15 protein-coding genes are annotated in these 13,002 nt (G+C 73.2%); 12 read left to right on the forward strand and 3 right to left on the reverse strand.

The genetic code is table 11. From position 1 onward, the window contains the following. Window position 1 precedes the first annotated feature (1 nt). The 11 genes from F9C41_RS31635 (at window position 2) to F9C41_RS31685 (ending at window position 9,636) form a co-directional block, all read left to right on the forward strand. Window positions 2-502, forward strand: a complete 501-nt coding sequence (locus F9C41_RS31635; RefSeq protein WP_230690160.1) for a MaoC family dehydratase — start codon at window positions 2-4, stop codon at window positions 500-502. Further along, window positions 499-1,503 carry an LLM class flavin-dependent oxidoreductase gene (locus F9C41_RS31640; RefSeq protein WP_155390477.1) on the forward strand — a complete coding sequence of 335 codons (1,005 nt, stop codon included), beginning with the start codon at window positions 499-501 and terminating at the stop codon, window positions 1,501-1,503. Before F9C41_RS31635 ends, F9C41_RS31640 begins: the two co-directional genes overlap by 4 nt. Then, on the forward strand, window positions 1,500-2,687 hold the full coding sequence (locus F9C41_RS31645) for a CaiB/BaiF CoA transferase family protein (protein WP_155390478.1): 1,188 nt from the start codon (window positions 1,500-1,502) through the stop codon (window positions 2,685-2,687). The genes F9C41_RS31640 and F9C41_RS31645 overlap by 4 nt, the downstream gene beginning before the upstream one ends. Further along, window positions 2,680-4,017, forward strand: a complete 1,338-nt coding sequence (locus F9C41_RS31650) for an MmgE/PrpD family protein (RefSeq protein WP_155390479.1) — start codon at window positions 2,680-2,682, stop codon at window positions 4,015-4,017. Before F9C41_RS31645 ends, F9C41_RS31650 begins: the two co-directional genes overlap by 8 nt. After that, a complete protein-coding gene (locus tag F9C41_RS31655; protein ID WP_230690161.1) occupies window positions 4,005-5,006 on the forward strand; it encodes a RidA family protein in 1,002 nt (333 codons plus the stop codon). The genes F9C41_RS31650 and F9C41_RS31655 overlap by 13 nt, the downstream gene beginning before the upstream one ends. A 37-nt stretch (window positions 5,007-5,043) precedes the next feature. Then, window positions 5,044-5,508, forward strand: a complete 465-nt coding sequence (locus F9C41_RS31660) for an FAS1-like dehydratase domain-containing protein (protein ID WP_230690188.1) — start codon at window positions 5,044-5,046, stop codon at window positions 5,506-5,508. A 191-nt stretch (window positions 5,509-5,699) separates the two neighbouring features. After that, window positions 5,700-6,098: a MaoC/PaaZ C-terminal domain-containing protein gene (locus F9C41_RS31665; protein ID WP_155390481.1), complete on the forward strand. Its 399-nt coding sequence runs from the start codon at window positions 5,700-5,702 to the stop codon at window positions 6,096-6,098. Then, window positions 6,095-7,207: a thiolase C-terminal domain-containing protein gene (locus F9C41_RS31670; RefSeq protein WP_155390482.1), complete on the forward strand. Its 1,113-nt coding sequence runs from the start codon at window positions 6,095-6,097 to the stop codon at window positions 7,205-7,207. The genes F9C41_RS31665 and F9C41_RS31670 overlap by 4 nt, the downstream gene beginning before the upstream one ends. Further along, complete coding sequence (locus F9C41_RS31675) at window positions 7,204-7,587, forward strand: Zn-ribbon domain-containing OB-fold protein (RefSeq protein WP_230690162.1); 384 nt, start codon at window positions 7,204-7,206, stop codon at window positions 7,585-7,587. The genes F9C41_RS31670 and F9C41_RS31675 overlap by 4 nt, the downstream gene beginning before the upstream one ends. A 4-nt stretch (window positions 7,588-7,591) precedes the next feature. Beyond that, a complete protein-coding gene (locus F9C41_RS31680) occupies window positions 7,592-8,755 on the forward strand; it encodes an acyl-CoA dehydrogenase family protein (RefSeq protein ID WP_155390483.1) in 1,164 nt (387 codons plus the stop codon). Beyond that, entirely contained in the window at window positions 8,752-9,636 is an 885-nt protein-coding gene (locus F9C41_RS31685; RefSeq protein ID WP_155390484.1) for an HpcH/HpaI aldolase/citrate lyase family protein, read from the forward strand. The genes F9C41_RS31680 and F9C41_RS31685 overlap by 4 nt, the downstream gene beginning before the upstream one ends. Window positions 9,637-9,654: 18 nt before the next feature. Here F9C41_RS31685 and F9C41_RS31690 read toward each other — a convergent pair whose 3' ends face one another. The 3 genes from F9C41_RS31690 to F9C41_RS31700 form a co-directional block, all read right to left on the reverse strand. After that, the gene (locus F9C41_RS31690) at window positions 9,655-10,335 is read right to left on the reverse strand and encodes an FAD-dependent oxidoreductase (protein WP_196280044.1); all 681 of its coding nucleotides are present in this window, start codon (window positions 10,333-10,335) and stop codon (window positions 9,655-9,657) included. A gap of 84 nt (window positions 10,336-10,419) precedes the next feature. Continuing rightward, window positions 10,420-10,842, reverse strand: coding sequence for a hypothetical protein (locus F9C41_RS31695; RefSeq protein WP_155390486.1), 423 nt, complete (start codon window positions 10,840-10,842; stop codon window positions 10,420-10,422). Further along, window positions 10,839-11,393: a PadR family transcriptional regulator gene (locus tag F9C41_RS31700; protein ID WP_155390487.1), complete on the reverse strand. Its 555-nt coding sequence runs from the start codon at window positions 11,391-11,393 to the stop codon at window positions 10,839-10,841. The genes F9C41_RS31695 and F9C41_RS31700 overlap by 4 nt, the downstream gene beginning before the upstream one ends. Before the next feature lie 173 nt (window positions 11,394-11,566). Between F9C41_RS31700 and F9C41_RS31705 the strand changes: the two genes are divergently transcribed. Beyond that, window positions 11,567-12,997, forward strand: coding sequence for an alanine/glycine:cation symporter family protein (locus F9C41_RS31705; protein WP_155390488.1), 1,431 nt, complete (start codon window positions 11,567-11,569; stop codon window positions 12,995-12,997). Window positions 12,998-13,002 lie beyond the last annotated feature (5 nt).

A 13,002-nucleotide genomic window follows, 5' to 3' on the forward strand; every position in this document is an offset into this window, starting at 1 on the left:
CATGGTCGGCCGTTATTTCGAGGACTTCACCGTGGGTGACGTCTACCAGCACCCGCTCGGCCGCACGATCAGCGAGGCCGACAACACCTGGTTCACCCTGCTCACGATGAACACCAACCAGAACCACTTCAACGAGCACTTCGCCAGCCGCGCCCCGTACGGCCGGCTCATCGTCAACTCCGGGCTGTCCGTGGCGATCGTCCTGGGCCTGTCCGTCTCGGACATGAGCCAGAACGCCCTGATGAACCTCGGCTGGCACGGCATCCGGCTCACCCATCCGGTGTTCGTCGGCGACACTCTCTACGCCGAGTCCCTGGTCACCGCGCTGCGCGAGTCGGGCAGCCGCCCGTACGCCGGAATCGTCACCTGCCGCACCCGGGGTCTCAACTCCGACGGCGACGAGGTCATGTCGTGGACCCGCACCGTCATGGTCTACAAGCGCGACGCCCCGCACGACAAGGACCTCTTCCCGGTCGCCAAGACCGGCCCGATGACCGCATGATCCGCCTGGACTTCCAGCCCTGGGGCGAGAGCCTGACCGAGCTGACCGACGCGGCCCGCCGCGCCGAGGACGCCGGTGCGGGCGTGCTGTGGGCCGCGGAGCTGCACCGCAGCGCCCCGGTGACCGCCGCCGCGCTAGCCGCCACGACCACCCGGGCAGGCGTGGGCACCGGCATCGCGCTGGCGTTCGCCCGCAGCCCCATGCTGACCGCACTGTCCGCGCTCGACCTGGACGAGCTGTCCGGCGGGCGGTTCCGGCTCGGCCTGGGCACGGGGGTGCGCCGCCTGATCGGCGACTGGCACGGCATGCCGTTCGACCCGCCCGTGGCCCGGCTGCGCGACACCGTCGCGATCGTCCGGGCCGTGGTCGCGGGCGCGTACGCCGGTGAGCCGATCGAGCACACGGGCGAGGCCTCGATCGCGGTGCGCGGCTGGCGTCGGCCCTACCCGCCGGTCCGCGAGCGCATCCCGGTGTACCTGGCCGCGATGGGCCCGGCGATGACGGCGCTGGCCGGGGAGATCGGCGACGGCTGGCTGTCGCACGAGCTGTGCCCGCCCGCGCACCTGGCCGACACGATCCTGCCCATGCTGCGCAAGGGCTCCGCCCGCACCGGCAGGACCCCGGAGGTCGTGGTGTCGGCCTGCTGCTCCGTCGACGCCGACGCGGCCGTGGCCCGGGACCGGGCACGCGGTGTCGTCGGCTTCTACGCCAGCGTGCAGACCTACGTCGACCTGTTCGCCGAGTACGCCGACGAGCACACGGCCATCGTCGCCGCGCGCCGCGAGGGTCGGGCCGCCGAGGCACTCGCGGAGTTCGTGCCCGCGCCGATGGCGGCCGCGTACACCCTCAGCGGCACCCGCGACGACGTCGCCGCAGGGATCGCCCGCTACGACGGGCTCGCCGACGCGGTGAAGCTGTCGCCGCCCACGCACGGGCTCGCCCCGGCGCAGATCCGGGCTGCCCAGAACGCGATCATCGACCTCATCCGGGAGCTGGTGTGAGACCACTGGCCGACCTTCGCGTGATCGCCGTCGAGCAGTACGGTGCGGGCCCGTTCGGCAGCCTGCACCTGGCCGACCTCGGCGCGGAGATCATCAAGATCGAGGACCCGTCGTCGGGCGGCGACGTCGGCCGCTACGTGCCGCCGTACACCGACGGCGAGGACTCGCTGTTCTTCGAGTCCTTCAACCGGGGCAAGCGCTCGCTGTCGCTCGACCTGTCCACGACCGCGGGGCGCGAGGTGTTCGAGGACCTGGTCGCCGAGTCCGACGCCGTCTACTCCAACCTGCGCGGCGACGTGCCCGCACGGATGGGCCTGACCTACGCCGACCTCAAGCACGTCAACCCGCGCATCGTGTGCTGCTCGCTGACCGGCTTCGGGATGACCGGCCCACGTGCCAAGCAGCCCGGCTACGACTACATCCTGCAGGGCCTGGCCGGCTGGATGTCGCTGACGGGCGAACCCGACGGGCCGCCCGCGAAGTCCGGCCTGTCCATGGTGGACTACTCCGGCGGCTTCGTCGCGGCGATGGCGCTGCTCGCGGGCGTGCACGCGGCCCGGCGCGACGACCAGGGCATGGACTGCGACCTGAGCCTGTTCGACACCGCCATCGGCCTGCTCACCTACCCGGCGACCTGGCACCTCAGCGCCGGGTTCGCCCCCGCGCGCACCCGCCACTCGGCACACCCGTCGCTGGTGCCCTTCCAGGTGTTCGCGGCCGCCGACGGGTGGCTGGTGGTGGGCTGCGCCAAGGAGAAGTTCTGGCGGCGGCTGGCCGAGGTGCTGGAGCTGCCGGACGACCCGCGCTTCGCCACGTTCGCGCTGCGGCAGCAGCACCGCGACGAGCTGCTGGAGATCCTGGAGCGGGCGTTCGCGACCCGGACCGTGGCCGACTGGCTCGCCGTGCTGGAGCCCGCCGGAGTGCCCTGCGGGCCGGTCAACGACGTCGCCGCCGCGCTGGCCGAGCCGCACACACGGGCCCGCAACATGATCGTGCAGACCGAGCACCCGGCCTTCGGCACGGTCACCCAGGTCGCCTCGCCGGTGCGGGTCGGCGACGAGCCGCCCGCCTACCGCCGTGCCCCGCGCCGCAACGAGGACTTCGGCTACGTCACCGACGGCCTGCTCGGCTACAGCCCGGAGCAGGTCGCGCGGCTGCGCGCGGCAGGGGCCTTCGGTGCCTGACCTGATCACCTGGGCGGCGGGCCTGACCTGGGCGGAGATCCCCGAGCCGGTGCGCGCCGCCGCGCGCTTGCGGCTCCTCGACGGGCTGGGCTGCCTGATCGCGGGGGTACGCCGAGCCGAAGCCCCCGCCGCGACGCAGGTCGCCCGCAGCCTCGGCGGCCCACCCGAGGCAACTCTGTTCGGCCACGCTGCGCCGCATGCTCCGATCAGGGTCGGCGCGGCCGCTGCCGCGTTCGGCAACGCGGTCGCGATGCACGCGCTGGACTTCGACGACACCCATGCCACCGGCCTGGTGCACGCGACGACGGTCACCGCGCCGGTCGCGCTGGCGCTGGCCGAGCAGACGGGTGCGAGCGGCGAGCAACTGCTGGCCGCGTACACGGCAGGCTTGGAGGTCGTGTGCCGCCTCGGCGCGGCGGCTCCGCATGCCTTCCACGCCAGGGGTGTGCACGCCACCTCGGCCTGCGGCACGGTCGCCGGGGCCGTGGTCGCGGCGCGGCTGCTGGGCCTGCCCGCCGCGACCGCCGCACACGCCGCGGGCATCGCCGCGAGCGGCTCGTCCGGGCTGCTGGAGTTCCTGCACACCGGCGGCTCGACCAAGCAGCTGCACCCCGGCTTCGCGGCCCACGCGGCGATCGTCGCCGCCCGGCTGGCGGCAGCGGGTGCGACCGGTCCGGCGGGTTTCCTCGACGGCACGAACGGGCTGTTCGCGGCACTGGCCGGACGCGCCCCGGACGCCGGGATGCTGCACGGCGGGCTGGGCGAGCGCTGGGAGGCTGCGCGGATCACCGTGAAGCCGTATCCGGCCTGCCGGCTCAGCCACGCCGTGATCGACGCGGCCGCGCTGCTGCGCCGCGACGTGGACGTCTCGCGGATCACCGCCGTCGTCGTGCGGCTGCACCCCGACGCGCTGCCGATCGTCGGCGGGGCCGGGCTGCCGTCCACGCCGTACGCGGCGAAGTTCTCCGCGGCCTGGTGTGTGGCGGCGATGCTGCGCGACGGCGCGCTGCCTGTCGAGGTGTTCGACGACCCGTTCCGCCCCGACATCGTCGCGCTGGCCCGGCGGGTGGCGATCGAGCCGCTGCGCCAGGACGTGCCGACCGCCGCCGCGGACGCGCCGGGTCACCTCCGCGCGCAGCTGGCGCACGGTGGCGTACGCGAGGTCGGCGTGCCCCGGTGCGGCGGCGGGGCCGACGACCCCGGCCTGGACGAGCTGCTGGTGGCCAAGGCCCGCGCCAACCTGGGCGAGCGGGCCGACGCGGTGCTCGCGGCGCTGGCCGCGCTACCCACCGCACCCGACGTGAAGGAGCTGGTGACGTGCCTGGCCTGACGATCCACCTGCCCGCGGTCGGCGGACACGCCCACGCGGCGGCCGCTCTGGCGGCGCACGAGCTGGAGCCCTCCGACATCGTGCACGTCGTCGAGTACGTCACCCCGGCGGTCGATCCCGCCAGCGTCGCCGCGGGGCGGGACGTGCTGCTGGACGGCACGGTGGTGCCGGTGTCGACGATCCCGGTGCGCGGTTTCCCCGGCAGCGCCGACCAGTACCGCGTCGCCGTCACGGCGTACCCCGGCGGCGGCATGCTGCGCGGCACGGACCGCGACGTGCTGCGCGTCGCCGACGGCGTGGTCTACCTGCCCAGCGTGTTCACCACCGAGGGCGAGTTCGCCGAGCAGTACCGGGCCTGCCTGCTGCGGGTGCGGGAGCTGCTGTCCCCGCTGCGGCTCGGCCTGGACGCGCTGGTGCTCACCACCGACTACACCGCCACCGCCACCCGCGCCTCGTACCCGCGCTGCGGGCGGCCGCGCCGCGAGCTGCTCGGCGACGGTCCCGTGCACCCGGGCGCGGCCGGCATCCTGGTGGACGTGCCGCTCGCGCCCGGTGCGATGGTGGCGCTCGACGCGGTCGCCGCCACCGGCCCGCTGCACGCGGTCAACCCCGGCTGGGCCAGGTACGACACGCTCACCTACAAGCCTGCGGTGGTCGCCGGGCGGCACGTGTTCGGCGCCGGCTTCGGCGCGCTCGACCCGGTCACCCAGGCCGCGGTGCACGAGCACGACCTGCTCGCCCAGGCCGCGTTCGTGTACGGCAACATCGCCGCGGTGTTCGGCGCGGCCGGTGGCGCGCAGACGGTGTCGCTGCTGGAGTACGTCACCCCGGACGCGGTGGCGGACTACCCGCGACTGGCCGAACTGCGCGCCGAGTACTTCCCCGGCGCGGTGGTGACCTCGGTGGTCTGCGACGCGCTGCTGCGCCCGGAGTTCCTCATCGAGGTCGTGCCGCGAGGACTGCTGCCGGAGCGGGTGGAGGCGGCGTGAGCGCGCGTGCCACGAGCCGCGAGGTGAGGTCGTGACCATGCTGACCGAGCAGTTGCGGGCGCAGCTCGGGCGCGAGGTGGTCTACACCGCGCCCGAGGAGATCGGGCGGGCCGCGATCCGGTACTTCGCCCAGGCGATCGGAGCCGTCGACCCGGCGTACACCAGCGGCGACGATCCGATCGCGCCGCCGACGATGATCTGCGAGACGAACCAGTACGCGAACCTGCCCGCCGACGCCGACGGCTACCCGGGCCACGGCTGGCATCTGGACGTGCCCGGCGCGCGGCTGGTGCGCGGCGGCAACGCCTACGAGTTCCACCAGCCCGCCCGCGCGTCCGACGTGCTCACCGTGACCTGGCGGCTGGAGTCGGTGACCGAGCGCGTCACCGGCGGCGGCACGCCGATGCTGGTGGTGCTGTCCACCGCGACCTACCGCAACCAGCGCGCCGAGCTGCTGGCCGTGAACACCGAGACGCTGATCTACCTGGGTGGTGGCGCATGAGCGAGCGAGTCAGCGGGCCCGGTGATGCCGCTGACGAGCGTGGCGAGGAGAAGGCATGAGCGAGCATCGCGAGCGAGTCAGCAGGCCCGGTGATGCCGCTGACGAGCGTGGCGAGGAGAAGGCATGAGCGAGCATCGCGAGCGAGTCAGCAGGCCCGGTGATGCCGCCGACGAGCGCAGCGAGGAGAAGGCATGACCGCGGTGGGCGAGCGGCTGCCGGAGCTGCGGCGCACGATCACACTGCCCGACATGATTGCGTACGCGGGCGCGACCTGGGACTGGCACCGCCTGCACTACGACCCTGACTACCTCGCCGGGCGCGGCCTGACCCGGCCCGTCGTCGACGGGCAGCTGTTCGGCGCACTGCTGGCCGAACTGGTGCGCGGCTGGGCCGGACCGGGTGCCGTGCTGACCCGGCTGCATCTGCGCTTCGCCGCCCTGGTCTTCGCCGGGGAGACGATCGCCGCCACCGGCGAGGTCGTCGAGGTCGACGGCGACACGGTGGTCCTCACCCTGAAGGTCACCGTGGCCGACGACGGCCGGGTCGCCGTGCACCCGGCCGGCGCGACCGTGGTGCTGGTGGCACCGTGAGCGTCGCGATCGTCGGGGCGGCCGAGTGCGATCTCGGGCATACCGGCCTGTCCACTCAGCAACTGTTGGCGCAGGCGGTGAAACGGGCACTGGACGACGCGGGGCTGCGGGTGTGCGACGTGGACGGCATCGCCACCACCGGGCACGGCCGCTTCCCCGCGACGCAGCTGGCCGACCAGCTGGGCCTGTGCCCGTCGTGGACGGACTCGACCGCCGCCGGGGGAGCCGTCTTCGAGATGTACGTCGCCCGCGCCGCGCAGGCCATCGAGGCCGGGCAGTGCAGCGTCGCGGTGATCGCGTTCGCGTCCAACCAGCGCTCGGCTCGCTCCCGCAGCATCGGCGGCGTCTACGACGCGGCCACCCCGGAAGCTCAGTTCGAGCAGCCGTACCAGCCGCTGTGGCCGCTGTCGTACTACGCCATGACCGCCCAGCGCTACCTGCACACCTACCGGCTGGACCGGGCCGACCTGGCCCGCGTCGCCGTCGCCGCGCGCGAGCACGCGCTGCGCAATCCTGCCGCGTTCCGGCACGCCGCCGGGCCGCTGACCGTCGACGACGTGCTTGCCGCGCCGATGATCTCCAGCCCGCTCGGCGCGCTGGACTGCTGCCTGGTCACCGACGGCGGCGGCGCGATCGTGCTGACCTCCCTGGACCGCGCCCGGCACCTGGCGAAGACCCCGGTGCGTGTGCTCGGCTACGGCGAGTCGGTCACCCACGCGGCGATGGCCACGCCGGACGATCTGCTCAGCACGGGCGCGGCCGCGTCCGGGGCGCGCGCGTTCGCCCGCGCGGCGGTGCGACCGGAGGAGATCGACGTCATCCAGCTCTACGACTCGTTCACCGTCAGCGTGCCGCTGGGCCTGGAGCAGCTCGGCTTCTGCCCGCCCGGCACGGGTGTGCACTGGGCGGGCGTGCCCGTGAACACCACCGGCGGCGGCCTGTCCTACTGCCACCCCGGCCAGCTCGGCGTGCTGCTGCTGGTCGAGGCGGTGCGCCAGCTGCGCGGCGAGTGCGGCGCACGCCAGGTCCCCGGCGCGGCCACCGCCCTGGTTCACGGCACCGGCGGCATCGCCTCCAGCCATGCCACCGTCATCCTGGGGGTCCGGTGATCGACATCCCCGAGGACGAGGTCACCGCGCCCTGGTGGGACGCCACGCGGCAGCGGCGGTTGACCGTGCAGCGGTGCGCCCGGTGCGAGCTGGCCCAACTGCCGCCGCGTGTGCTGTGCACCGGGTGCGGCAGCACGGCATCCCGGCTGGAGACCGTGGACGGGCGGGGCGTCGTGGACTCGTACACCGTGATCCACCGCGCCCCCGACCCGGCGACCGAAGTGCCCTACACCGTGGCCCGGGTGCGCCTGATCGAAGGGCCGATCCTGCTCACCGCGCTGGTGGGCATACCCGAGCCGCGGTGCGACCTGCCCGTGACCCTGGCCTGGCGGGTGCTGCCCGACGGGCGGGCGCTGCCTGTCTTCACCACCGAGGAGTGAACCCGTGGACTTCGAGCTCAACGACGAGCAGCGGCTGCTGCGCGAGACCATCCGCGCCTTCGCCGACCGCGAGATCCGTCCGGTGGCCCGGGAATGGGAGGCGTCCGGCCGGTACCCGACGGAGATCGTCGCGACCATGCGCGAGCTGGGCCTGTTCGGCCTGACCGTGCCGGAGCAGTACGGCGGCCTCGGCGCCGACCTAGTCTCCTTCTCGATCGTCTTCGAGGAGATCGCCAGGGCGTGGATGGGCATCGCCGGGATCCTGGGCAGCCACTCGCTGTCCTGCTGGCTCATCGCCCGGCACGGCACCGACGAGCAGAAGGACCGCTACCTGCCCGAACTCGCCTCTGGGGCGCGCCGCACCGGCATCGCGCTGACCGAACCCGACGCGGGCACCGACCTGCAGGGCATCCGCACCACGGCCCGCCGCGACGGCGACCACTACGTGCTGAACGGACGCAAGACCTGGATCACCAACGCCCGGCACGCCGACCCGCTGCCGGTGCTGTGCAAGACCGACCCGTCCGCCGAGCCTGCGCACCGGGGCATGTCGGTGCTGCTCGTCGAGGCCGGCACACCCGGCTTCGAGGTGCTACGCGACCTGCCGAAACTCGGCTACAAGGGGCCCGAGTCGTGCGAGATCGTGTTCGACGAGGTGCGGGTGCCCGCGACGCACCTGCTCGGCGGGGTCGAGGGGCGCGGCATGCAGCAGGTGCTGTCCGGGTTGGAGATCGGGCGGATCAACGTCGCCGCGCGGGCGCTCGGCATCGCGCAGGAGGCCTACGACACCGCACTGGCGTACGCGAACCAGCGGGAGGCGTTCGGGCAGAAGATCGGCGAGTTCCAGGCGATCCAGCTCAAACTGGCCGACATGGCGATGAAGGTGCAGTCGTCGCGGCTGCTGGTGCACTGGGCCGCCTCGCGCGCCGACGCCGGACACCGCGTCGACCTGGAGGCGGGCATGGCCAAGGCGCACGCGTCGGAAGCGGCCGTCGACTGCGCCCTGCTGTCCATGCAGGTCCACGGCGGGTACGGGTACTCACCCGAGTTCGGCGTCGAGCGCCTCTACCGCGACGCGCCGCTGATGATGATCGGCGAGGGGACGAACGACATCCAGCGCATCGTCATCGCCCGCGCGCTGCTGGCCGGCAAGGGCGCGATCGGATGAGGTCCTACCTGTACGTGCCCGGCGACAACCCGGCGAAGCTGGCCAAGGCGCTGACCGTCGGCGCGGACGCCCTCATCGTCGACCTCGAGGACGCCGTACCCCCGTCCGGCAAGGACGCCGCCCGAACCGCGGTGGCGGCCTTCCTGGCCGACACAGCCGCCGCCGTCGTGGACGGGGCGGCAGGCGGCTCGGGGGAGGGGTCGGTGTGGCCGCGGGTGTGGGTGCGGGTGAATCCGGGGGAGTGGGGGCACGTCGACGCGGCGGCGGTGGTCGGGCCGGGGCTGGCCGGGTTGTGTGTGGCCAAGACGGAGTCGGTGGCGCAGTTGTCCGCGCTGGACGGTGTGCTGGCCGGGCTGGAGGAGGCGGCGGGGCTGGTGGTCGGCTCGACGAAGGTCGTGCCGCTGCTGGAGTCGGCGGCGGCGGTGCTGGCCGCCCCGGCCATCGCGCGCGGGCCTCGGGTTGCGCGATTACAGCTCGGTGAGGCGGATCTGGCCGCCGACCTGGGCGTCACTCTCGGGCCGGACGAGCGCGAGCTGCTCTGGGCCCGCTCGCAGGCCGTGCTGGCCAGTGCCGCGGCGGGCATCGCCCCGCCGGTCGCGCCGGTCTCGGTGAACTTCCGGGACCTCGACGCCCTGCGCGCTTCGACGGTCGCCCTCAAGCGGCTGGGCTTCCGCGGTCGGGCCTGCATCCACCCCGCGCAGCTCCCGGTGGTGCACGACGTCTTCACCCCGACGGAGCCGGAGCTGGCCGTGGCCCGTGACCTGGTGGCCCGGCACGAGCAGGCCATGCGCGACGGTTCCGGCGTCTGCCTGGACGCCCAAGGCCGCCTGGTCGACGAGGCCGTGGTCCGCTCCGCCCGCCGCCTCCTCACCCTGGACTGACTCCCGGATCGCGGGTGGTCACGGGGTGACGGCGATGGCGTCGTCGGGTAAGCCCTTGAAGGTGTCGGTCTGGACCGAGCCGTCCGGGACGCCGGCGTTGCGCAGGTGCTCGACCGAGCTGGAGATGAACGCCTCCGAACCCGCCACCAGGTATTCCGCGGGCGGCTCGACGTCGGCCACGGCCGCGAGGGTGTCGGCCAGCTCGGCCCGGCCGACCTGGTGGTACGCGATCGGCATGGCCGCGAACTCCTCGCCGAACAGGTAGTCCCCGCGCGCCGCGTGTACCAGCGCGACCGGTGTCTGCGGCTGGTGCACCCGCAGGTGGCGCAGGATCGAGCGGAACGGCGTCACGCCGATCCCGCCGCCGACCAGCACCAGGGGCCGGGCCGGGTCGTCGGGCAGCGTCAAGTGGCCACCGATGCCGAACACCTGCATCGCAGCACCGGGGGCCAGCGACCGGAAATGCTCCTGGAAAGGCGAGCCCGAGCTGTGGTCGAGGGTGAACCACACCTCGTCGTCGCCGGGCGCGGAGGCGAACGAGATCTCCCGCACCGGCTTGGTGAACCGGCGCAGCAGCTGCGGGAAGAACAGGTGCCCGTACTCGCCGGGCCGGAAGGACAGCGTGCCCTGTGGACGGAAGCGGTACGTGAACACGTCGCCGTACTCGCGGGTGCTGCCGGCCAGGTGCAGTCGTGCCATCAGGTGGTCCTCCTCGTGGGGCGCTGCCGCACATCCTCGCCCGTCCCGGCCGGTCCGGTCCAGCATCCCCGGGCGGGCGGCGGATCAGACCGGGGTCGGCGCGGTCCCCGCACGGGCGAGCGCGAAACACAGTGCGGCGAGGGTGAACGCGTACGGTCCCCAGAACCAGCGTTCCCATGGGCTGCTCGAGGCCAGGTTCATCAGGGTGCCCAGGGCCAGCAGACCGGCCAGTACCCATACGCCCCAGTGGGCCAGGCCGCCGGGCAGCGCGGTCACGCCCAGCCCGGTCTGTCGCAGCGCGAGCAGCGCGCCGAACGTCCACACCGCGCAGGCCACGGCGCTCGCGACCCGCAATCCGGCGGGCAGCGTGCCGGTGTGGAATCCGCCGTAGGCGGCCCGACCCCAGGGCGCGCCGGCGGCGAGGGCCAGTTGGAACAGGGCCAGCACGATCATGCCGGTGGCGGCGGCGACCGCCGTGACGCGTACCGGCGACCAGTCGATGTTCATGCGGTGTGCTCCTGGGTGTCGATGGTGTCGAGCGCGGACAGGCACTCGTCGGCCCACGCGATCGCGGCTTGGGCGCTGTGTCGTCCGGCGGAGATGGTCAGCTGCCAGAACGGCGCGTCCGTGGCATGCCGCTCCTCGCCCGCGACCTGCGCCGCCAGCGCCTCGTACTCCCGCAGGCGCTGCTGCGCCTCGGTCTTGGCCTGGGTGACCAGGTCGCGGCAGGCCGCGACGCCGAGCGTGCGCCCGAAGAACAACCGCAGCAGCAGCCCGTTGCGTGGCGGCCCGGTCTGGATCGGCTGCATCAGCAGCTCCCGCAGACGTGCATGGCCGGTCTCGGTGACGGCGTAGACCGCGCCCCGGCCGTCCCCGCCCTGGCGTTCGACCAAGCCCTGCTGCTCCAGCCCCGCCAGTGCGGGGTAGATCTGCCCGAAGCTCTCGCTCCAGAAGTGTCCGAGCACGTCGCGGATCGCCTCACGCAGCGCGTATCCGGTCATCGGCTCAGTGGCCAGCGCGCCCAGCACCGCGACCTCGGTCTGGCTCGACCGTGCCATCACGACCTCCCTTCTATCTGCCAGATATATCTACCAGATATATGTCGGCGCGGCCAGAGCCGGGTCCGATGTGGCCGACCTACTGTTCGTGGTGAATGCAACCGTTTGGGGGTATTGGGCGACCGCACGGGCTGACAATCGAGCGGGACCATGGCGTCGGCGGAGGGTGCACGGTGGACTTCATCCAGCAGTCGCTGATCGACCCGATCAGCGCGTTCCTCTGGAACTACGTGCTGGTCTACCTGCTCATCGGCGCGGGCCTCTACTTCACCCTGCGGACCAGGGCCGTGCAGTTCCGGCTGTTCCCCAAGATGATCTCCGAGATGCGGGGGTCGCGCTCCGGCGAGGACACCGGCGTCTCGTCGTTCCAGGCGTTCTGCGTGGGACTGGCGTCCCGGGTGGGCACCGGCAACATCGCCGGGGTGGCCATCGCGCTGACCCTCGGCGGGCCCGGCGCGATCTTCTGGATGTGGATCGTCGGCCTGGTCGGCATGGCGACCGCGTTCGTGGAGGCGACCCTCGCGCAGGTGTTCAAGGTGCGCGGCCCCGACGGCGCGTTCCGCGGTGGTCCCGCCACCTACATCCAGCGCGGGCTGGGCTCGCGGACCTGGGGCAAGGTCTTCGCGGTGCTGCTGATCCTCACCTTCGGCATCGCGTTCAACATGGTGCAGGCCAACACGATCGCCGACGTGGTCAGCACCCTGCGCTCCAGCGACCGCCAGCTCGGGGTGGCGCTGGTGCTGGTGCTGGCGACCGCGCCCGTGCTGTTCGGCGGCATCCGGCGCATCGCGCGGGTCGCCGAATACGTGGTGCCGGTCATGGCGGCGGTCTACCTGCTGCTGGCCGCGCTGATCGTGGTGCTCAACCTCGGCGAGGTGCCGGGCATGCTCGCCACGATCGTGAAGTCGGCGTTCGGCCTGGACCCGGCGCTGGCCGGCGTCGCGGGCGGGATCAGTGCCGCGCTGCTCAACGGCGCCAAGCGCGGCCTGTTCTCCAACGAGGCAGGCATGGGCAGCGCCCCCAACGCGGCGGCCACCGCGACCACGAGCCATCCCGCGCGGCAGGGCCTGATCCAGTCGCTGGGCGTCTTCGTCGACACCATCCTGATCTGCACCGCCACGGCCTTCATCGTCATGCTCGGCGGGGACGACGTGTACCGGCCGGGCCAGGCGACCGCGGACACCGGCGCGTCACTGACCCAGGCGGCCGTCGCGGCCCAGCTCGGCGGCTGGAGCAACTGGCTGATGGCCGTGCTGGTCACCGTGTTCGCGTTCTCGTCGATCCTCGGCAACTCGTCATACGCCCTCGTCAACCTGGACTTCCTGCGGGCCAGCCCGGCCGTCGAGACGGCGTTCCGGATCGTGGTGCTGGTGGCGGTCGCGATCGGCTCGGCGGTGGCGCTGGAGCCGGTATGGGCGCTCGCCGACGTCGCGATGGCACTGATGGCGCTCGTGAACCTGACCGCGATCCTGCTGCTCGGCAAATGGGCGTTCGGGATGCTCGACGACTTCGAGGCGGCCGCCCGCGGCGGCCGCGAACCCGTCTTCACCGCGACCGGCAACCCGCACCTGCCCCGGCCGCTCGTCGGCGACGTCTGGCCCTGACCGCC

The organism is Catellatospora paridis, assembly GCF_009720365.1.
In the GTDB taxonomy this organism is placed as follows: Bacteria; Actinomycetota; Actinomycetes; order Mycobacteriales; family Micromonosporaceae; genus Catellatospora; species Catellatospora paridis.

Excerpts from the sequence above, each read along its gene's own strand:
- F9C41_RS31635 (WP_230690160.1), top strand. The coding sequence starts at position 2 with ATGGTCGGCCGTTATTTCGAGGACTTCACCGTGGGTGACGTCTACCAG.
- F9C41_RS31640 (WP_155390477.1), top strand. The coding sequence starts at position 499 with ATGATCCGCCTGGACTTCCAGCCCTGGGGCGAGAGCCTGACCGAGCTG.
- F9C41_RS31660 (WP_230690188.1), top strand. The coding sequence starts at position 5,044 with ATGCTGACCGAGCAGTTGCGGGCGCAGCTCGGGCGCGAGGTGGTCTAC.
- F9C41_RS31665 (WP_155390481.1), top strand. The coding sequence starts at position 5,700 with ATGACCGCGGTGGGCGAGCGGCTGCCGGAGCTGCGGCGCACGATCACA.
- F9C41_RS31685 (WP_155390484.1), top strand. The coding sequence starts at position 8,752 with ATGAGGTCCTACCTGTACGTGCCCGGCGACAACCCGGCGAAGCTGGCC.
- F9C41_RS31690 (WP_196280044.1), bottom strand. The coding sequence starts at position 10,335 with ATGGCACGACTGCACCTGGCCGGCAGCACCCGCGAGTACGGCGACGTG.
- F9C41_RS31695 (WP_155390486.1), bottom strand. The coding sequence starts at position 10,842 with ATGAACATCGACTGGTCGCCGGTACGCGTCACGGCGGTCGCCGCCGCC.
- F9C41_RS31700 (WP_155390487.1), bottom strand. The coding sequence starts at position 11,393 with ATGGCACGGTCGAGCCAGACCGAGGTCGCGGTGCTGGGCGCGCTGGCC.